Raw genomic sequence first — 19,394 nt, 5'->3', positions numbered from 1 at the left:
TTGGTTAATAACTCTAAAATTGCGATCTTTCCCTTATAAAAGGGGTGCAAAGATACACATTTCCATTAAATTGTCAAAAAAATATCTTAAATTTGCCTCCGTTTTTCTGAAAATGAAGATTGCGGATATACAATTGAGGGAAAAACCCCTGTTTCTCGCCCCTATGGAAGATGTCACCGATGCATCTTTCCGCTATGTATGCAAGAAATTCGGGGCGGATATGATGTACACCGAATTCGTCTCCTCGGACGGCCTCATCCGCGATGCCCGGAAATCCCTCGAAAAACTCGTCATTTACGAATACGAACGCCCGATCGGCATCCAGATTTACGGGCACATCCCGGAAGCGATGACGGAGGCGGCGAAAATGGCCGAAGCCGCAAAACCCGACCTCATCGACATAAATTTCGGCTGCCCGGTAAACAAGATAGCGAAACGCGGGGCCGGCTCGGGAATGATGAGGGAACCGGACAAAATGGTGGCGATAACCGAATCGATTGTAAAAAACGTAAGCCTGCCGGTAACCGTAAAGACCCGCCTCGGATGGGATGAAGACTCGAAAATAATAGTGGAACTCGCCGAAAGGCTCCAGGACACCGGCATATCGGCCCTCACTGTACATGGAAGGACCCGCGCCCAGATGTACAAGGGCGAAGCGGACTGGACACTTATCGGAAAAATCAAGGAAAACCCGCGCATGCGCATTCCCATAATCGGAAACGGGGATATCGCATCTCCAGAACAGGCTAAGGAGGCTTTCGACAGATTCGGAGTCGACGGGATAATGATCGGCCGCGCGACCTTCGGACACCCGTGGATTTTCAGAGAAATCAGACACTATCTGGACACGGGGGAAAAACTGCCGCCCATGGACGTTCCGGAAAGGGTCCGACTCGCAAAGGAACATCTTGCCAAATCGATTGAAATCAAAGGAGAACGCGTAGGAATACTCGAAATGCGAAGACATCTGTCCTGCTATTTCAAAGGCCTTCCGGATTTCAAGGAAACAAGACTGAAATTGGTAACGAGTCTCTCCCCCGACGAGATTTACAGCATACTCGATTATATTGAAGAAAGATGGGGTGATACGGAAACCACCCTGTGAAAATAAACTGAAAACCGGAAAAACATGTCACTGTCACCTTACGCACTAATATTGAAAATCAGACATTTCCTTTATGACAAGGGAATCATCAAGACCAGAACGGCGGAAACATTCACGATATCCGTCGGCAACATAACCGTCGGCGGGACGGGCAAGACCCCGCATACCGAAATGCTGCTGCGCATGCTTCAGGACGAAATGCGCACCGGCGTGCTTTCAAGGGGATATAAACGGAAGGGAAAAGGATTCGCTTTCGTTGCCACGGACAGCGGTGCGACCCGTTTCGGAGACGAACCCGTACAGATCAAGCGCAAATTCCCGAAAACGGTCGTCGCCGTAGACAAATCGCGCCTGCACGGCATCCAGATGATTGAAGCGATGCAGGCCGACAGGAGGCCGCAGGTAATAATCCTTGACGACGCCTTCCAGTACCGCAGACTCCGCCCGTCGGTTTCCATCCTTCTCATAGACTGGAACCGTCCGTTGAACAGGGACAGGCTGCTTCCTTTCGGGCGCCTCAGAGACCTCCCGTCAAGACTTTCGGCAGCGGATATCGTCATAGTGACCAAATGCCCTCCTTACATCACGGAACAGGAAGCCGCCGACTGGACGGAGGAAGCCGGAATCAAAGACTGCGGGAAAAACATTTATTTTACTTCCATCGAATATTCCCGTCCTGAACCGGTATTTCCGGAAGCGGACCAGCGGTACGCCTATTCGCCCCGCCTCATAATGTTTTCCGGCATCGCCGACGACAGGCCGATGAGACAATACCTTTCAGAGGATTATGAAGTACTGATGAGCCTTAAATATCCGGACCACCACAGATATTCCAGGTCGGACATAAAGGACATATCCTCGGTTTCAAAGGCCAACCCTACGGCACTCGTGCTTACGACAGAAAAGGATGCCCAGCGCATAATGGAGCGCAAAGACATCCCTTCCGAACTAAAAAACAAACTATTCTATCTCCCTATAAAAGTGAATTTTCTATTCGATGGACAGAAAGACAGGTTCAGGGAACAGCTACTCGCGTCGCGCGATACCTATATAATATAGCAATGTAGCTATTGAACCTATCGCATCTATCACATAGGTGTAAGCCGCCCAACGGAGGGCATCCACCGCCTTGTCATGATTGGTCACGTCGGTAATGCCGGCATCCCCGAGCCAGGCCACGGCCCTGCGGCTCGCATTGATTTCGACAGGAAGGGTGACGATGCTGAAGAGCGTAGTCAGCGCAAAAAGCGCGATACCGAACCACAGCAGATTAGGAAAAACATTGATAAGGAGTATGCCGAAAATCAGTACCCAAGGGACTATCCTCGAAGATACGCTCACTACCGGCACAAGGGCCGAACGGAGGCGCAGTGGCGCATATCCCACAGCATGCTGCACCGCATGGCCGCATTCATGGGCCGCAACGGCCGCGGCAGCCACCGAACGGCTTCCATAGACACCTTCGCTAAGGGCCACACGTTTGGAACGGGGATCATAATGGTCGGTCAGCATGCCCCTGGCAGGCACGACCTCCACATCATAAATACCATTGTCGGCAAGCATTTTCCTCGCGACATCGGCTCCGGTCATTCCGCTGCTTATCGGAATCTGTGAATATTTGTTGAAACGGCTTTGCAGCTGCCACTGTATGATCATGCCCACTACGGCAATAAGACCTGCTAACAGGTAAATCGACATAAAACTCATAAAACGCCAGTTTTTCTAAACCAAAGCCTCACTCCTGTCAAAATCCATGCCTTATTGCAGCATTGCCAAAATGGCATCCACTATTTTCCTGTCATTGCTCAGGCGCGGCACCTTGTTCTGACCTCCCTTCTTGCCCTGGGACTCCATCCACCTGACGAAGGTCATCTCAGGTACCACCGTCAGTCGGAGCCGCTCCATGGTATGGGTATGGGTCCGCTTCGCTTCATAGTCCGAATTGAGTTCCTGCAATTCCCTGTCAAGCCCGTCCGCAAAGGCCTCCGTATCAGGGACTTTGCCGATAAACTCTATAAGCCATTGGTGCGCCCCTCCCGAAGGAAGGAACACCGGAGCTACTGTATACTCCCTTACCCTCACCCCGAAACGGGCCGACACAATCTCTATGGCCCTGTCGGTATTGCCTATCATGAGCTCCTCACCGAAAGCATTTATGAACAGCTTCGTCCTTCCAGTAATGATGATTTTGTACGGATTAAGCGAAGTGAACCTCACGCAGTCCCCTATCAGATACCTCCACAATCCGGCATTGGTAGATATGACCATGGCATAATCGACACCCGTGCGGACAGTATCCAGAGTATCGAACCCGTAATATTTCCCGGCGGCAGGCTCTCCGGAGCGGATGAGGGAGGCGTCCCGCTGTGCCTCTTCGAGCCTCGACATCGGTATGAACTCATAATATACACCGTTGTTCAGAGTGAGCAGCATCCCCGGATCGGACAAATCGTCCTGGAAAGCGAAATAACCCTCCGACGCATTGTAGTTTTCAAGATAATGCATCCTTTCGGAAGGTATCAGCCTCCTGAAAGTCTCACGGTAAGGGCCGAACCCCGTACCTCCGTGCATGAACAACTCCATATTCGGCCACAACTCGCACAGATTGGAAACATTGTTGAGTTCCATGAGCCTCTCTATCATCAGAAGGTTCCACGCCGGCACCCCGGCTATGGATGTAACGTCGGACTTTGCGTACAACCTGTTTATTTCCGCTATTTTCCTGTCGAAATCCGAAATCAGGGCCACGCTGCGCTTAGGGATTCGGAACAGGTCGGCAGCCTTTGGCGAATTGCGCATGAGCACCCCGGAAAGGTCCCCGCTGTAAAGCCCGGTATTCGGGTCAAAGGAGAGGGTTCCGGCTATCGTAAGCGATTTTCCTAAAAACAGGCGGCTGCGGTGATTCGAACTGATATAAGAGGCCAGCATCATTTTGAAGCCCCGCAAATGGCATTTGTGCAGATTGTCCGGAGTGACCGGAATGAACTTGCTCTTCGAAGAACTCGTTCCGGAAGATTTTGCGAAATATCTGCACTTCTGCCCCCACAGGAGATAATTCTCACCCGAAAGCAGCCTTTTGATATAAGGTTCCAGGGCATCATAATCGTGCAACGGGACTTTTCTGCTAAAATCTTCCGCACTACGCACGCTGTCCAGACCGTAAGTCTTCCCGAACAACGTATTGCTTCCCCCTGCCACAAGTTCTTCAAGAACCTTGGCCTGGGCCTTTGCCGGCTGGGGATATATCCTGAACAATTCTTTTAGCATAACAACTCGTGCAAAATCTTCAATGATTTTATTTCCAATGGTTTATCTATGTGATACTCAAGATATTTTACCATATCTTCCATAAACGACGAACGCATCTCCCCGGTAGCAGGCAAGGCCATGCACCCTGCAAAATCATTGGAAAGGAATTTCCCGAGCAAGGCCTCGTTTGCCTCGGAAAACCTGTATCCCGAGTCCCGGTTTGGGGAGAAACCGAGGATTCCGCAGAGTCCGATTGAAAAATATATATGGAAATTAGAAAAATCGCATTCCAGCCCCTCAAGAGCGCAGATCATGTTCTCAGTCCATTCGAACAGACCCTCCTCGCGGCTGCCTTCGGACACGAGCCTGTAGAGCAACTCACTGAGGAACACCGATATGCAATTTTTGAGGATATTTCCCCGGATGGAAGTCAGGTTGTATTTCAACTCGGCGGAACGAATAGAAAGCAGGCTGCTTTTCGGATTTTCGTCCACTACCGTTTCGAGAACATTCAGAGGCTGGAACAATGCCGCCGCCCGCCTGTTTTTCTTTCCTGCCCCCACACCTTTAATAATAAGTCCGCACCGTCCGTACAGCGGAGAAAGGGCATGCACAATCAAGGCGCTGTCACCGAATTTCGTGACATGCAACACTATCAGATCGGTAGCCTCCCTTTTCATCGGACTTCTTTGGATTCATTAAACGCCGGCAGCCGTCTCCTACAATTCGGTTCCCGTTATCCGGGAAAGTTCCCGGCGCATCTGCAAAAGTGCCTTGTAGCGATGGGAGATGCTGTTTTTCTCATCTTCGCTTATTTCCGCGAGGGTCCTGTCGTATCCTTCGGGAATGAAAATCGGATCGTAACCGAATCCTCCACTGCCCGCCGGAACCATGGTTATCTTTCCTTCCAGAGTCCCGTCGAAAAAATACTCCCTGCCCTCATAAATCAAAGCGATTACGCATCTGAAACGCGCACGCATCCCCTTTTTATCACTGGCCTTTTCCAGATTTTCCAGAACTTTCAGGATATTTTTCCTGAAATCCTTCCCTTCACCGGCATATCTTGCCGAATAAATGCCCGGAGCACCGTCCAAAGCATCCACTTCAAGCCCCGAATCATCCGCAAAACAGTTCCTGTGGGCCTGGTTCCACAGATGCCTGGCCTTGATGGCCGCATTTTCCTTCATTGTCGCCCCGGTCTCCTCGACATCGCCGGACAGGCCCAGATCGGACGGGGACAGCAGTGTAAACCCGGGAGCAAGTATCTCTGCCGCCTCCCTCAGTTTGCCCTTGTTCCCTGTCGCAAAAACCAATTCCATATCGTCAAAATAATATTAAAGGACAAAATTACATATAAAAGAGTAACTTTGTATGTTTATTGCATTACATAAAGATTAATTTGAAAGACAAAGATATGCGAAAATTCTGTTTGATTTTACTGGCAGTCTCCCTGAGTTTCCCGCTTTCCTCCTGGGGACAATCCCAAAATTTTAAAAACGGGGAGACCTTGGAAATCGAGGATGCCATAATAAAAGAACTGATAAACAGCTATGTAGACACCGTAAAACTGGACAAGATACTGACTTACGGAATCGAAGCCATGCTCAACAGGCTCGACCCATACACGGTCTATATTCCGGAAGAAGACCAGGAAGGCCTTGAAATGATGCTTTCCGGAACTTACGGAGGGATAGGCGCCATCATTTACAAACGCCCGGGACAGGGAGTCATCATCAATGAACCGTATGAAGGAAGTCCGGCGACAAAGGCGGGGCTACAGCCCGGAGACATGATACTGACCATCGACGGTGAAGAGGTTTTCGACCTCGAATCGGCAGAATGCAGCAACAGGATGAAGGGCAAACCAGGCACCGATGTCCGTTTTAAAATAAAGAAAGTGCGCACTGGGGATACTGTCGACATCAAAGTCACGAGAGAAAGGATACATCTCCCTGACATAGAATATGCCGGAATGATAGATGACAGCACAGGATACATCAGGCTGACAGGATTCACGGCAGGAGCGGCCGAAGACATGAGGAAGAAAGTCATTTCACTGAAAAAGGAAGGCATGGAAAGAATGGTACTCGACCTTCGCGGGAATGGAGGAGGAGCCATGAACGAAGCCGTGGACATAGCTTCGATATTCCTGCCTAAAAATACTTTGGTAGTTTCCGCAAAAGGCAGGGGCAACGCCCCGGTAGCCGAGTACCGTACAAGGCTCGACCCTGTGGACACCGAAATGCCGCTGCTCGTTCTCATAGACGGGGCCTCCGCTTCATCTTCGGAAATCGTGGCCGGGGCAATTCAGGATCTCGACAGGGGACTGATAATGGGGACACGCAGCTACGGTAAAGGACTTGTACAGTCCATCCGGCCTCTCCCTTATAACGGACAGCTGAAAGTGACGACGGCAAGGTACTACACTCCGAGCGGCAGATGTGTCCAGGCATTGGATTACAGCAACCGCCGGTCGGACGGCTCGGTGGGATACGTTCCCGACTCCCTCAGGAAAGAATTCAAAACGGCCGGAGGAAGGACGGTAAAGGACGGCGGCGGGATAAGCCCCGACGTAGAGATTCCAGTACAGGAATACAGCCGCATAGTATACTCTCTCGTCCTCAACGGAATAATCGAGGAATATACTTTGGACTATGTGGCAAAGCACGATTCCATAGCCGCACCCGAAGACTTTCGCCTGAGTGAAAAAGACTTCGAAGATTTTGTCGGATTCGCCGCATCGAAGGAATTCGATTACCGCAGCCAGGCCAAGGCCCTTCTGGATGAGATGAAAAAAGCCATCGAGGACGAAGGTCTCGGACATCTCGTAGGAGCCCAGGCCGATTCGCTTGCAAAAGCCGTCGATTTGAGCAAGGAGGAAATCATCCTCCATCACAAGGACCAGATAATACCGTTCATTGAAGAAGAAATCGTCGTCAGATATTATTTCCAGCCGGCCGGAGTGAAGGTACGGCTCAGAACGGACAGGCAACTGCATGAAGCGTTGGAAAAATGGGCCGCGACCCCGAGTTGCCCTGTAGCGGTTCCCGATAAAGGCTCTTAGCTTAGCCTTGTAGCATTAGTTTTGCTGCATTTGTTTTTGACGATTTCGTTTTGACGATTTTGTTTAAAGCGAGTAAAAATATTTATAAGCAATTGATTATCAATTATTTAAGAAAATATCACTCGCTTTTGACCATGTTTGCATACTACCCCAAAGCGAGCTGAATTTTAATAACTCACTAATTATTAACAACTTAACAAAACACAACTCGCTCCAAACTTTGTCCCGTCCTGAAAAAGGTTTACCAAAAAAGGAGGAAAAAACGATGAGAAAATCAGAAGAAAGCAGCGACTCGGACCGGAGTCTCCAGAAGTTCTTACGCAAGCGCGACTCCCATGTCCTGCGGGAGTACTACAGCGGTGTCCCCGCCGAAACGCTGCACCGCCGCTACGGGATGTCGCTGAAGCGCATAAAGGAGCTGTCGGAACAATACCGGAGCGGTAAAATCGATATCTTTGACGAGAGGGACAAATACGCGATAGAGATGTCGAGAAAGGATGACAAGGAAAGGATCCGCGAACTGGAGTCGAAGGTCAGGTCTCTGGAGTCGGCGGTCAAGATGTCTAACATAAAGATAGAAGGTTACGAGTATATGCTCAGCCAGCTGAAGGAAGAGGAAGGGATAGACCTGCTAAAAAAAGCAGGTGCCGGACGGTCGGCGAACTCAAGTCGCGCCACGAAGAAATGAGCGTGTCTTCGCTGTGCCGGCTGTTCAGCTACAGCAGGCAGGGGTACTGGAAGCGCAGCCGTTCCGTATGCCGCGATGCGCTGGACGAATGCGCGGTGGTTGGCGATGAGGGCTGGAGTGACAAAGCATGAAAGAAGAAAAACCGGAGGAGGTGGATAGGAATCAGATTTTGCCAGAATTGCGAGGATTTTCGGGAATTTTTCGGGAATTTTTTACCCCACGTCCAGCTGCTGTCTTTATAACACACTAACAATCAGAGCTTTATCAAAAACACCCCTGCTTTTGGGTACCTCAGGAAGCACCCAAAAGCAGCCCTATTTTTATAACTTATTGATTATCAATTACTCCAAAATGAAGCGATGGATATGGGGTGAAAAACAGGCCATGCGGCAAACTGGTAGTACACGGTACGTAAACAATACACGCCAAGTAGGCAAAACATGACAAGCATGGGGCACATGACAAAGCACACGGCAAGTACGGCACAAGGGCACAAGCCGAAAACCGTAAACCGCAAAGAAATGACTTCGCAAACAAAGATGACCTGCAAAAAGAATAATTCACCAAAATAACCCGCAAAAAATGATTTCCAATGATTTCCCAAAATGATGCCCGCAAACCGCAAATGCCCCAAATGTCCCAGATGCTCCAGATGGCCCAAATGCCCCAAATGCTCCCTCCCCCGCACCAAAAAAAGATGACCCCAAAGCCACAGGACTTTAAGAGTCATCCTTTAAAATATTATAATCAGTAAAATTGAATCTGTAAGAAAACTTACTTAAATTGATTCAACGAGAAAGCTTACTTAACCGATTCCTTGTTTATCTTTCTGCGGCTCAAATCGTACATGATAGGAGTACCGATGAACATCGAAGCGTAAGTTCCGACAGAGATACCTACTACCAACGCAACCGAGAGGCCCCTGATTACCTCGCCACCGAAAATTGCAATGGCAACCATCACTATGATAGTGGTAAGGGAGGTATTCATTGTCCTGGTAAGGGTACTGTTGAGCGCATTGTTCACATTGTCTTCGAGAGCCCTCTTAGGATACAACCTTCTGTACTCACGGATTCGGTCGAAGATGACAACGTTGTCATTGATTGCATAACCGATAATGGTCAGCACGGCCGCAATGAACGACTGGTCGACATCGAGACTGAACGGGAACACACCTGTAAACAGGGAGAAGAAACCTACTGTGATAATCGTCGTATGCGTAAGCGATATGACACCGCCGGCACCCCAGGTCCAGTTACGGAACCTTATTGCGATATAAACGAAGATTGCAAGAAGGGCGATGACAACGGCTATTATTGCATCCCGCTTCATGTCGTTTGCAATCGTAGGACCGACTTTGTCCGAGCTTATGATACCGTTAGGGTTCTCAAGAGTGGATTTGAACTCATCGTATGTGATATCCTCGGCGAAGAACGGATGAAGGGCATCGTAAAGCATCTGCTCTACCTGAGTATCCATCTCCGTGGATTCGTCCTCTATCATATACTTGGTGGTTATCTTCATCTGGCTTTCGCCTCCGAACTGCTTGACTTCGACACTTCCTCCGAACTCTGCCGTAGCCGCCTCCCTGATTTCCTCAGCGGATACAGGCTGGTCGAACCTTACGACGAAAGTACGTCCACCGGTGAAGTCCACACCGTATGTGAAGCCCTTGAAAATAATGGAGCCCAAGCAGATGAGTATCACGATTCCGGATATCGTATAGGAATATTTCCTCTTTGACAGGAAGTTTACCTTGGTATTGTGCAGGAAGTTCCTTGTCCACTTGTTGTCGAAGGTAATGTTCTTCTTCTTCGCAAGCCTTGCCTCGAATATGAGCCTTGATATGAAGATTGAAGTGAGGAGCGAAGTGATGATACCTATAATAAGAGTGGTTGCGAATCCCTGTACAGGACCGGAACCGAAGATTATAAGCACGATACCCGTGATAATCGTAGTCACCTGTCCGTCGATGATGGCCGAATATGCATTCCTGTAACCTTCCTTTATCGCCAGAGCAAGGCCTTTGCCCGCCCTTATCTCCTCTTTGATACGTTCATAAATGATGACGTTGGCATCGACCGCCATACCGAGGGTCAGGACGAGACCGGCTATACCAGGCAGGGTCAGTACCGCACCGAATGAAGCAAGGGCTCCGAAAAGGAACAGCACGTTGCACAGCAATGCGATATCGGCTGCCAGACCTGCACCATTATAGAAGAAGAGCATGTAGAGCAGCACGAGAAGGAATGCTATTATGAACGATATGAGACCGGCGTTGATGGACTCGCTACCGAGGGAAGGTCCTACGACCTGTTCCTGGACGATAGTTGCAGGAGCAGGCAGCTTACCTGATTTCAGGACATTCGCAAGGTCTTCCGCTTCCGTAACGGTAAAGTTGCCGGTGATGGCTGAACGCCCTCCGGTAATCTCGCCGTTGACAACAGGGTAAGAATATACCATTCCGTCGAGGACGATTGCTATCTGATGTCCTATGTTGTCGGCAGTAAGCCTTGCCCATGTCCTAGCACCTTCTCCGTTCATCACCATGTCTACCTCAGGGCTGCCGTTGGTGTTGGAGTAAGATACGCGGGCATCGGTAACTGCGCCTCCGTCCAGAGGGGCTTTCCCGTCACGTGAAGAAGCCCTTATTGCCACGAGTTCATAATAATTGCCGTCGGCCATTCTTCCGGAAGGTTTCACAGTCCACATCGGAATGAAATCGGCCGGGAACAGGGCCTGTACTTCAGGAAGGCTCAGATATTCATTGACCTTTGCCGTATCCCTGTAATGGGCGAAACCTATGCAGGCACCTTCCATAAGGGTACCGTTGTATGCAGAAGGCTGCAATACGCCGAAAAGAGGGTTCTCTTTCGCGTATGCTTCCATATCGAGGTTCTGCGACGTCACCTTCTCGAGAAGGGTATCGGCAACCGCATCGGCAGCCTCTTCCTCTACGGACTCTACGGATGCAGCGGCCAAGGTATCATCGGCTGCAAGCTCGGCGAGCATTGCATTGGCATCCTGGAGATAAGGGAATATCTCCGCATTTTCGTATGTAGTCCAGAATTCGAGGGATGCGGTTCCCTGAAGCAGTTTCCTCACACGCTCAGGTTCCTTCACGCCAGGGAGTTCGACAAGGATACGTCCGCTGTTGCCGAGCTTCTGGATATTAGGCTGCGTAACGCCGAAACGGTCGATACGGTTCCTGAGGACATTGAAAGAGTTGGATACGGCGCTCTCGGCTTCCTCAGAAATGACCTTTATCACTTCTTCATTGGAAGTCTCGGGACGGATTCTGTCACGCATGTCGTATGTTCCGAAAATCTGCGACAGCCTTTCTCCCGGAGCCACTTCATCCCATGCCTGTGCAAACAAAGTAATGAAATCGAGCCTGGAATCCACGCTGTTCCTCTCCGCAATGTCAAGGGCTTCGAGGAATCTCGGATCCTGACTGTCACCGGACAGCGCCTTCACGAGATCCTTCAGCTGGACCTGGAGCATGACGTTCATACCGCCCTTCAGGTCAAGGCCGAGGTTGATTTCGCGCTCTTTTACCTCTTTGTAAGTATACCATAAATATACTTTTTCCGCAGAGATGGAATCGATATAAAAACTGTTCTTCGCTTTCCTGAGCGAATCAAGATAATAAGCTTTGTCCACCTCCGGGACATTGGCAAAAGAAGGTGAGTTCCTCTCTGCCTCTACCGCCGCTGAAGCATAACGGTTTGCCTTGCCTTCCTGAATCTTGGTGGCAGCAGTAAACGACAGCTGCCAGATGCAGGCCAAGGCGATAATCACTGCCAAAAATGTAATGGCTCCTTTGCTTTGCATAACTTCTTTATTTTAATTTTACTTGTTTTAATATTCAAAATCGAATCGTCCCTTCACTTTTATTCGTAAAATAGGGCACAAATTTACACTTTTTTCCATAATTATGAACTTATTTATTACATTTGTTGTCCATTTTCTACTTGGGACATTATGCACAGATTGTCAATAACGGTATTTTCCGCCTTTATAGCATTCATAATGCCGGGACACGCACAGACCGCCGTACATACGGCAAAGGCCGACTCCCTGATGGGAGAATACCGGTTTGAAGAAGCTCTCGGTTGCCTTGAAGACATGGCTGCGGCCGCGACGGACAGTGCGGACCTTGCCGTTCTCCAGGGAAAAATCCTTCGTTGCCGCAACGCAATAGCACTCGCGGAGTTCGTATCTTCACCAAAGACGGTGGCCGCGGAAAATTTTCACAAAGACAGTTTCTTCCTGTACCTCCCTCTTGCCGAAAGGAGCTGGAGAATCTGCCCTAACAGCCTGGTACAGAACCGGCGGGAAGATTTTCCTTCGGCATTTTACCACCGCGACGGGGACGACATCATCGTCTTTACGGACAAAACCGGAAACGGGCAATGGGGCCTTTTTTCGACCGAGCGCCTCAACGATACGCTTTGGACCTATCCTTCCTCGGTCGATGAAGGAGCGTTTTCTTCCGGAAACGTGCTGTTCCCGATGCTGTCCCCAGACGGGAAAAGCCTCTATTTCGCATCCGACGGGCTCTACGGCATGGGCGGCTATGACCTCTACGTTTCCCACAGGGACGGAAAAACAGGGAAATGGGGAGTTCCGGAAAATCTCGGGTTCCCGTATTCGAGTCCGTTCAACGACATACTGTTCGCCATAAGCGAAAACGGGAAGTACTGCATGACTGTTTCCGACAGGGCTTCGGACGGCGGACATGGAACCGGGGACAGTGTAAGGGTATATGTCATGGAGTACGAGCCTCTCGCGATAAAGAGAAAAATCCAGGACCCTGCGGAATTGAAGGCCGCGGCATCGTTGGAACCGGCGACATCAGCAACGGCGGCCGTGAAGGAAAATCCAGTGCAGACCGGAAAAGGGATGGAAAAATATTCGGCCGTCCTGAAGGAAATACGTTCACTGCGCGATTCGCTTTCCAAAATCGAAAGCGGGCTGAAAACCATGAGGGAAAAATATGCCGCAAGTTCTGCGGATGAAAACATGCAGGCCTCCATACGCTCCGGGATTGAAGCCTCCGAAGCGGCCATGGTGCAGCTCAGGGCCGAATCCGACAGGCTGAATGCGGAACTCGCCGCAATCGAAATGGATTTTCTCGCCAACGGCGTAGTAATCGATCCCGACAAGGCCCTTGAAAACATCGGGAATAAAGGCACCGGCCAACAGGTTGTTTCCGAAGGATTCGTTTTCGAAAAACACAGGCCCGGAAGAGATTTCGAGATAATGGTTGAAAAGCCTGTAAAACAGTTCGATTACTCATTCCAGATATTGCCGGTAGGACGTTTTGCCGAAGACAACAGGCTGCCGGACGGGCTCATATACCAAATCCAGATTTTCGCTTCGGCAGCGCCTGCAGGAGTAAAGGACCTCGGAGGACTCAGCCCGGTATTCATGCGCAACCCGTCGAAAGGAAAATACATTTATTCGGTTGGGGTTTTCGAGACGTACGACCAGGCCCGGTCCAATCTCGGAAAGGTACGTTCGAGAGGGTTCGGTTCCGCCTTCATCAATGCCTTCTATGACGGGGAAAAAATCTCCGTGGCAGAAGGGCGCGAAATGGAACACAAGGGGGTGCCGTCAGAATACATGGTATGCATACTCTCTCCGGACGGGTCATTGGATGAAACCGCTTCGGAAATCATAAAGGCGGGCACTTCGATGGATATCATACGCACACTCAACGAAAACGGGACCGTCTACATGGTAGGGCCGTTCAAGACCAAAGCCGAAGCCGAAAAACTTGCAGGAAAACTGATTGCCGCCGATGTCAAAGGCATAAGCGTTGAAAAACAGGAATAATTTTATGATATACATAGTAACACTGATTTTCGTGGGGCTTCTGCTCCTTCTGATTGAAATAATACTGATACCGGGATTCGCAATCACGGGCATCCTCGGGCTCGGCGCCCTGGCCGGTTCGTACTTCTATGCGGACAAGACCTTCGGCGAGCCGGCAAGCACCATAGTGCTGATTATCGACGTACTTCTGGTAACCGCTTTGACAATATATGTCCTCCGTGCAAAAACATGGAAAAGGTTCCAGTTAAAAGCCGGAATTACAAGCAAGGCGGGGGCGGCCCCTGCCGACTGCGGGATAGAGGTTGGCGACAAAGGGCACTGCCTTTCGAGGCTTGCGCCGATGGGCACGGCGGTCTTCAGCGGAAAATCATACGAAGTAAAATCCCTCGAAGGATTTATCGAGGAGGGGGAGGAAGTCGAGGTCGCCCTGATAGAAGACAACCGGATTATTGTCAGGAAAACTGAATAATCCGCTTTTTTGAAGACGAAACACATTAATTTTCATAAGCAATGGCAACAGAACTGATTCTAATTTGGGCCGTGATAGGCATAATCCTGCTCATCGTTTTCCTTTGGTTTTTCCCCGTGACCCTTTGGTTCCAGGCGCTGATATCGGGCGTAAGGATTTCACTCTTGCAGCTGATTCTGATGAGATGGAGGAAGGTTCCGCCGAGAATCATCGTAATGGCAATGATTACCGGAACGAAGGCCGGCCTGCGGCTCGATGCCAACGAGCTTGAGGCGCATTATCTTGCGAAAGGCAATGTTCCCAAAGTCGTCAATGCGCTGATTTCCGCCGACAAGGCCAACATTGTCCTTGATTTCAAGATGGCAGCCGCAATAGACCTTGCCGGGCGCGACGTTTTTGAGGCCGTACAGATGTCCGTCAACCCGAAAGTCATAAACACGCCGCCTGTCACCGCCGTGGCCAAGGACGGCATACAGCTGATTGCAAAGGCACGTGTCACGGTCAGGGCCAATATCAAGCAGCTTGTCGGAGGTGCCGGAGAAGAGACGGTCCTCGCAAGGGTCGGTGAGGGAATCGTATCGAGCATAGGCTCGGCTGACAGCCACAAGATGGTGCTCGAGAATCCGGATTCGATTTCCAAGGTTGTCCTGCGCAAAGGCCTCGATGCAGGCACGGCATTCGAAATCCTGTCCATAGACATAGCCGACATCGATATAGGGAAGAACATAGGTGCATATCTTCAGATGGATCAGGCCAATGCCGACAAGAACATAGCCCAGGCCCGTGCCGAGGAACGCCGCGCAATGGCAGTCGCCTTGGAACAGGAGATGAAAGCGAAGGCCCAGGAAGCACGTGCCAAGGTCATAGAGGCCGAAGCCGAGGTACCGCTTGCTATGGCCGAGGCGTTCAAGAACGGAAATCTCGGCATTATGGACTACTACAGGATGAAAAACATACAGGCCGATACCGAAATGAGAGAAAATATTGCAAAACAATAAAAATTTTTCATACCTTTGCATTCCCGATTGTGAGTTCCTGTCCGGCATTGCCAGTTTATATCCCCCGGCAGCACGCACGCTCCGGAGAGCGGACAGGATGATGGTATCGGTGCAGAATGATGACACCGGTGAACAGGCGAGGCGATGGTATCGTCTGAACAGACAGGATGACAATCGTGAGAATAGTTTGGTGAGATGGGTGAGTGGCTTAAACCAACAGTTTGCTAAACTGTCGTACCGGTAACGGTACCGGGGGTTCGAATCCCCCTTTCACCGCAAAAAACCGCGACGTGCTCGCGGTTTTTTTTGTATCCGCACCGAAAAAGGGACCAGCAAGACCTCGCTGGTCCCATTTTCCCGCTTTTTTGGTGCACTTTTTTTCGGTAAGCGAAAGGCTGTCATAAACGGCCGACAGTCCCTCCAGCAAAACCGAAAGGAATTCGATATTCCCGGTACTGTCCGCCTTGGCCAGACCTTCTTCGTACATTTCCATTGCAGAAAAATATTCGCCCCTGCGGGAAAGGAAATCCGCGTATGAATGAAGGTACTGTATGATATCGCTGTCACTGGCTTGGGAATAATAGGTTCCTGCCATACGGTAACTGTCATCAGCAAAGGCAGAATCGCCCATAGCCGAATATATGTCCCCGCAAAGCCTGTAGGAAGCAAGGGCATTCCCCTTGTATCCGGACCGCCTGCACAACTCAACCGCTTCCAGGGCATATTTGAGAGACTGCACGTAATTTTCAGAAAGAAAATATATCTCGGACAAATGTATATTGTTGCGGCACTGTATGTTGTCGTCCGCAAACGACTTGCCCAGAATGTATACTTTCAAAGCATAGGGAAGCCCCGCCGTATCCCCCCTTGAACAATACAGCATGGACATGTTGGAAAGGATGTTTCCGAGCTGGACCGAATCCCTTTCCTGCTCAGCAAGCCCGGCCGCCTTGTTCATATATTCCAATGTCGAAGTATAATCAAGGCCGGTCTTCATTGCCATAATCGCCTTGGTATTGTAATATATCAGACCGGACTTGTACATTTCCGCGCTTGGAATGCCATCCCTATCGGCCGTGCCGGACAGGTATTTTTCCATGTACCCGAGATAATATGCAGATGAATCGTATTTGTCCATGAAAAGATAAGACTGTGCCAGATGTGCGGCTGGATAGACAGCCTCTGCGTAATACCCTCCGGCCGTATCTTTCTGAAATTCCGCCGAAGCCAGAGTCACCAGTTCGTTCCATCTGCCTTCTTCAGTAAGGACGGACCAGACATCCTTCCCCCCCCGCCGCCCGGCTTTGCGGAATCGGCGGACTCCCCACAACCGCATCCTGTTACCATGGAAATGGAAATTATCATGAAGACGGCATATAAAAACACTTTGTCCTTCACTTCGCACATCACACATAAACTTCTGATTATGCAAATTTGACAAAAAGATGTTTCACAAGCAATGTGGCGGGCTGAATCCGTATCCGGACTCCGCCCGCCACACGATGACGGTCACTTGAGATATTTTCGTTTACTCCACCGCCGTAAGGCTGAGGCCTGTCACGCCCACATACTTGTTAGGATTAGCCGTGGAGATTATCCAGTCCATGGTAAATGTAAGGCTTCCCTTGTCCGGAGACACTTCGAATACGATATCCTTGCGCTCACTTCCCCAGGCACCGCTCTTGCCCTGAAGCACATTGCTTATGATAAGGGTCTCGGCTGAAGAATCGTATACATAGGCTTGGGTATCATTGATAAGTTCCTCAGAACCATAGGCGTAAGGGTCGTCCGAATTGTACGGGCCGAAAAATCTCGCCTGTATCTTTGCCTGTCCTTTTTCTCCCGAATCAAGTGTTACGGTAATGAACACCTTGTTTGAAGGTCCGCCTACTCCGGTCTCGGTAATGAGGGAGAACTCGGTAGGACCGTCCCATTCGCCTTCACCTCCTATCAAGGCATAGGTATGGGATACCTTGTCTATCGTCATCGTAGTGGAAACGGAGGACGCATCGGTAAATACGACTATGTTGCCATCAACGTCATAAGTCCCTTGAGTTCCGGCCAAAGACCCTTCACCGAATCCATCAAGCACTAGTTCTCCGCTCTCCCCGGAATATGTACCTGCCTCTGCGCCTTTAAGCATGAACACCGGAACGCCGTTAGCAAACGAATACTTGACAAGCGTTTCCCCGGACTCATCATTTATCTTCGAAACCGCGCCTTCTTCATTTATGTCTTTCCCTGAAAAATCGGCTTCCGCCTTATACAGAGTCCTCGCTCCCGAAGCATCATAATACCAGTACTGCGTACCTGCCGAAGCGGCTACCTGGAAAAGGAAACGGTTCCCGTTTTCATTCGATGCGGAAATGAATCCCGTCACGCCGGCCGACTCCTTCATGGAAAAATAATAACGGAAATTTTCTGAAAGGCCTCCGTCTTCAAGGTCTACGACACTGACAATCCAGGCTTCTGAACCATAAGTACCGCTTATGCCGAAACCGTCCTTGTCCCTGCCCTGCTCGTCGCGGCAGGAATCAAAATCGTACTCGATTATTCCTGTGTTTTCATCGTATGTATAAAGCCCCATGATATCGTACTCATAGCCCGGCGTGCGGTCGGAAGAAGAAGACTTTAGGTTGAATACCGTATTCGCCCCCAGGTCGAAATCCACATCGGGAGCCACGGCTGTCTGGACGGTGCTTGAATAGCCGACACCATAATGGATATAGAAGCCATCATAGTCCCCTACGAATTCCTCTCCCGCGTAGGTGGACAATTCCGTTGTCTTCGACTCTATCAGTACCGGTTCCGCCGGCATCGTAAAGCCCCATGCTTGAAGTCCCATTAACGGATCCAGAGTCCAGGCAATAGGAACTGCCGCCCCGGTATAAAGCCCGGTCACGGTAATGAAGCCGTCAGGATTGTTCTGATGATAGTCCGGGGAATCGTAACCCAATGCGAAATCGACAAGGAAGAGGACAGTCTCGCCCTTGGCACTCTCGACAATCCTTGCCCCAGGCCAATAAGGGTCATCCGGGTCGGTGACATTGCCGTACTCGTCCGCCGTAGGATCATTGAAATCCACACGGTAATGGTTCTGGACACGGATGGTCATCGTACCGTCCTCATAATACTGCCTGTAAATCCTGTTTACCGGAGTGCCTGCCACAGGTGACAATGTCACATCCTTTTCCGGCATGGTAAAAGTAAAATTGTAAGTTGCCATAGTATTGCTTATCTCCGGGTTCCCTACCAAAGTGCAGGTCTCGTCCTCCCCTTCGCCATAAGACACCGATATGATTCCATACGTATTGTCCACAACCGTAATACTGAAATCCACCTGGTCTCCGGCAATGGCCTCCGATGCTCCGGAATACTGCCACAATTCATTGGTTTCACAAACGATACCGAAACGCAGACTGCTGGTATTCACGGTCAGGAGCACATCCTCTTCAGGCATGGTAAAAGAATAGACATAAGAATTGGAAGATTCATCATACGACACCCTCTTGCATTCCGAATCATTGTACATGATCGATGTAACACGAATGGCCGGGTCCGTAAGCCCGACAGTAACTTCCACACTCTCTCCGGCCTTTGCCGAATCCTGCACGGCCACCGAATATAGCCCGGACTCTTCAAAAGTGATGGCGTAGAATTTTGCTTCGGGATCCGGTCCCGGTGGTTCGGCTTCGGGTTCGTTTTTGTTACAACTTAAAACAAGCGATGCGGCCATCATTACGGCCACCACTGTTTTTACCTTTGCCGTAATATTACAGCGGAATGAAAAACTGTTCATGATACTATAAGTTTATAATTAAAATAAAAATTAAACCGATGCCGTCAGAATCCGTTTCGGCCGTACCGAAACGCAACGAGACCGAGAGCCATGAAAGACTCCCAGCCTCTTACATTGTATAAGCATTTATATTACAACAAAATCCCCCCTTGATAAAATCCGGGCGAGGATAACCTGAGGC

General features: G+C 50.0%; 16 protein-coding genes and 1 tRNA gene. 10 read left to right on the top strand and 7 right to left on the bottom strand.

Translation table 11 applies throughout. From position 1 onward, the window contains the following. The first annotated feature begins 112 nt into the window (after nucleotides 1-112). Nucleotides 113-1,105: a tRNA dihydrouridine synthase DusB gene (gene dusB, locus B5F83_RS05650; protein WP_087277924.1), complete on the top strand. Its 993-nt coding sequence runs from the start codon at nucleotides 113-115 to the stop codon at nucleotides 1,103-1,105. Between the two features lie 24 nt (nucleotides 1,106-1,129). Beyond that, nucleotides 1,130-2,164: a tetraacyldisaccharide 4'-kinase gene (lpxK, locus tag B5F83_RS05645; RefSeq protein WP_087277582.1), complete on the top strand. Its 1,035-nt coding sequence runs from the start codon at nucleotides 1,130-1,132 to the stop codon at nucleotides 2,162-2,164. On the opposite strand, the gene B5F83_RS05640 is transcribed toward lpxK, so the two are convergent. From B5F83_RS05640 to rdgB, 4 genes are read right to left on the bottom strand one after another with little or no spacing between them, the layout of a single operon-like run. Continuing rightward, nucleotides 2,132-2,803, bottom strand: a complete 672-nt coding sequence (locus B5F83_RS05640) for a zinc metallopeptidase (protein ID WP_087277585.1) — start codon at nucleotides 2,801-2,803, stop codon at nucleotides 2,132-2,134. The genes lpxK and B5F83_RS05640 overlap by 33 nt on opposite strands. Before the next feature lie 60 nt (nucleotides 2,804-2,863). Next, nucleotides 2,864-4,372 (bottom strand): GH3 auxin-responsive promoter family protein, encoded by a 1,509-nt coding sequence (locus tag B5F83_RS05635; RefSeq protein WP_087277587.1) that lies wholly within the window; start codon nucleotides 4,370-4,372, stop codon nucleotides 2,864-2,866. Then, nucleotides 4,366-5,034, bottom strand: a complete 669-nt coding sequence (gene recO / locus B5F83_RS05630; RefSeq protein ID WP_087277590.1) for a DNA repair protein RecO — start codon at nucleotides 5,032-5,034, stop codon at nucleotides 4,366-4,368. The genes B5F83_RS05635 and recO overlap by 7 nt, the downstream gene beginning before the upstream one ends. A gap of 39 nt (nucleotides 5,035-5,073) precedes the next feature. After that, nucleotides 5,074-5,673: an RdgB/HAM1 family non-canonical purine NTP pyrophosphatase gene (gene rdgB / locus B5F83_RS05625; protein WP_087277593.1), complete on the bottom strand. Its 600-nt coding sequence runs from the start codon at nucleotides 5,671-5,673 to the stop codon at nucleotides 5,074-5,076. Nucleotides 5,674-5,783: 110 nt separating this feature from the next. Here rdgB and B5F83_RS05620 point away from each other — a divergent pair, with 110 nt between their 5' ends. The 3 genes from B5F83_RS05620 (at nucleotide 5,784) to B5F83_RS10845 (ending at nucleotide 8,237) form a co-directional block, all read left to right on the top strand. Continuing rightward, nucleotides 5,784-7,418 (top strand): S41 family peptidase, encoded by a 1,635-nt coding sequence (locus B5F83_RS05620; protein ID WP_158094167.1) that lies wholly within the window; start codon nucleotides 5,784-5,786, stop codon nucleotides 7,416-7,418. 265 nt (nucleotides 7,419-7,683) lie between these two features. After that, nucleotides 7,684-8,106 carry a hypothetical protein gene (locus tag B5F83_RS05615; RefSeq protein WP_143822476.1) on the top strand — a complete coding sequence of 141 codons (423 nt, stop codon included), beginning with the start codon at nucleotides 7,684-7,686 and terminating at the stop codon, nucleotides 8,104-8,106. Beyond that, on the top strand, nucleotides 8,103-8,237 hold the full coding sequence (locus B5F83_RS10845) for a hypothetical protein (protein ID WP_255376116.1): 135 nt from the start codon (nucleotides 8,103-8,105) through the stop codon (nucleotides 8,235-8,237). Before B5F83_RS05615 ends, B5F83_RS10845 begins: the two co-directional genes overlap by 4 nt. A gap of 206 nt (nucleotides 8,238-8,443) precedes the next feature. On the opposite strand, the gene B5F83_RS10545 is transcribed toward B5F83_RS10845, so the two are convergent. Continuing rightward, nucleotides 8,444-8,836, bottom strand: a complete 393-nt coding sequence (locus B5F83_RS10545) for a hypothetical protein (protein ID WP_143822475.1) — start codon at nucleotides 8,834-8,836, stop codon at nucleotides 8,444-8,446. 71 nt (nucleotides 8,837-8,907) lie between these two features. Beyond that, nucleotides 8,908-11,940, bottom strand: coding sequence for a protein translocase subunit SecDF (secDF, locus tag B5F83_RS05610; RefSeq protein ID WP_087277602.1), 3,033 nt, complete (start codon nucleotides 11,938-11,940; stop codon nucleotides 8,908-8,910). A gap of 150 nt (nucleotides 11,941-12,090) precedes the next feature. On the opposite strand from secDF, the gene B5F83_RS05605 reads away from it, so the two are divergent. The 5 genes from B5F83_RS05605 (at nucleotide 12,091) to B5F83_RS10785 (ending at nucleotide 16,285) form a co-directional block, all read left to right on the top strand. After that, entirely contained in the window at nucleotides 12,091-13,947 is a 1,857-nt protein-coding gene (locus tag B5F83_RS05605) for a PD40 domain-containing protein (protein WP_087277605.1), read from the top strand. A gap of 4 nt (nucleotides 13,948-13,951) precedes the next feature. Next, entirely contained in the window at nucleotides 13,952-14,416 is a 465-nt protein-coding gene (locus B5F83_RS05600; protein ID WP_087325266.1) for an NfeD family protein, read from the top strand. Nucleotides 14,417-14,457: 41 nt separating this feature from the next. Beyond that, entirely contained in the window at nucleotides 14,458-15,414 is a 957-nt protein-coding gene (gene floA / locus B5F83_RS05595; RefSeq protein WP_087277610.1) for a flotillin-like protein FloA, read from the top strand. 189 nt (nucleotides 15,415-15,603) lie between these two features. Then, a tRNA-Ser gene (locus B5F83_RS05590) sits at nucleotides 15,604-15,690 on the top strand. A 262-nt stretch (nucleotides 15,691-15,952) separates the two neighbouring features. Beyond that, the gene (locus tag B5F83_RS10785; protein ID WP_087277613.1) at nucleotides 15,953-16,285 is read left to right on the top strand and encodes a hypothetical protein; all 333 of its coding nucleotides are present in this window, start codon (nucleotides 15,953-15,955) and stop codon (nucleotides 16,283-16,285) included. Nucleotides 16,286-16,942: 657 nt separating this feature from the next. Here B5F83_RS10785 and B5F83_RS05580 read toward each other — a convergent pair. Then, nucleotides 16,943-19,213: a hypothetical protein gene (locus B5F83_RS05580; RefSeq protein WP_087277616.1), complete on the bottom strand. Its 2,271-nt coding sequence runs from the start codon at nucleotides 19,211-19,213 to the stop codon at nucleotides 16,943-16,945. Nucleotides 19,214-19,394: the final 181 nt, after the last annotated feature.

This window comes from Muribaculum sp. An289 (genome assembly GCF_002159555.1).
GTDB classification, from domain to species: Bacteria; Bacteroidota; Bacteroidia; order Bacteroidales; family UBA932; genus Merdivivens; species Merdivivens faecigallinarum.
The sequence above is the reverse complement of the archived record's forward strand: the minus strand, read 5'-3'. Positions and strand labels throughout refer to the sequence as shown.

Excerpts from the sequence above, each read along its gene's own strand:
- dusB (WP_087277924.1), top strand. The coding sequence starts at position 113 with ATGAAGATTGCGGATATACAATTGAGGGAAAAACCCCTGTTTCTCGCC.
- lpxK (WP_087277582.1), top strand. The coding sequence starts at position 1,130 with ATGTCACTGTCACCTTACGCACTAATATTGAAAATCAGACATTTCCTT.
- B5F83_RS05640 (WP_087277585.1), bottom strand. The coding sequence starts at position 2,803 with ATGTCGATTTACCTGTTAGCAGGTCTTATTGCCGTAGTGGGCATGATC.
- B5F83_RS05635 (WP_087277587.1), bottom strand. The coding sequence starts at position 4,372 with ATGCTAAAAGAATTGTTCAGGATATATCCCCAGCCGGCAAAGGCCCAG.
- recO (WP_087277590.1), bottom strand. The coding sequence starts at position 5,034 with ATGAAAAGGGAGGCTACCGATCTGATAGTGTTGCATGTCACGAAATTC.
- rdgB (WP_087277593.1), bottom strand. The coding sequence starts at position 5,673 with ATGGAATTGGTTTTTGCGACAGGGAACAAGGGCAAACTGAGGGAGGCG.
- B5F83_RS05615 (WP_143822476.1), top strand. The coding sequence starts at position 7,684 with ATGAGAAAATCAGAAGAAAGCAGCGACTCGGACCGGAGTCTCCAGAAG.
- B5F83_RS10845 (WP_255376116.1), top strand. The coding sequence starts at position 8,103 with ATGAGCGTGTCTTCGCTGTGCCGGCTGTTCAGCTACAGCAGGCAGGGG.
- B5F83_RS10545 (WP_143822475.1), bottom strand. The coding sequence starts at position 8,836 with ATGACTCTTAAAGTCCTGTGGCTTTGGGGTCATCTTTTTTTGGTGCGG.
- secDF (WP_087277602.1), bottom strand. The coding sequence starts at position 11,940 with ATGCAAAGCAAAGGAGCCATTACATTTTTGGCAGTGATTATCGCCTTG.
- B5F83_RS05605 (WP_087277605.1), top strand. The coding sequence starts at position 12,091 with ATGCACAGATTGTCAATAACGGTATTTTCCGCCTTTATAGCATTCATA.
- B5F83_RS05600 (WP_087325266.1), top strand. The coding sequence starts at position 13,952 with ATGATATACATAGTAACACTGATTTTCGTGGGGCTTCTGCTCCTTCTG.
- floA (WP_087277610.1), top strand. The coding sequence starts at position 14,458 with ATGGCAACAGAACTGATTCTAATTTGGGCCGTGATAGGCATAATCCTG.
- B5F83_RS10785 (WP_087277613.1), top strand. The coding sequence starts at position 15,953 with ATGAAGGTACTGTATGATATCGCTGTCACTGGCTTGGGAATAATAGGT.
- B5F83_RS05580 (WP_087277616.1), bottom strand. The coding sequence starts at position 19,213 with ATGAACAGTTTTTCATTCCGCTGTAATATTACGGCAAAGGTAAAAACA.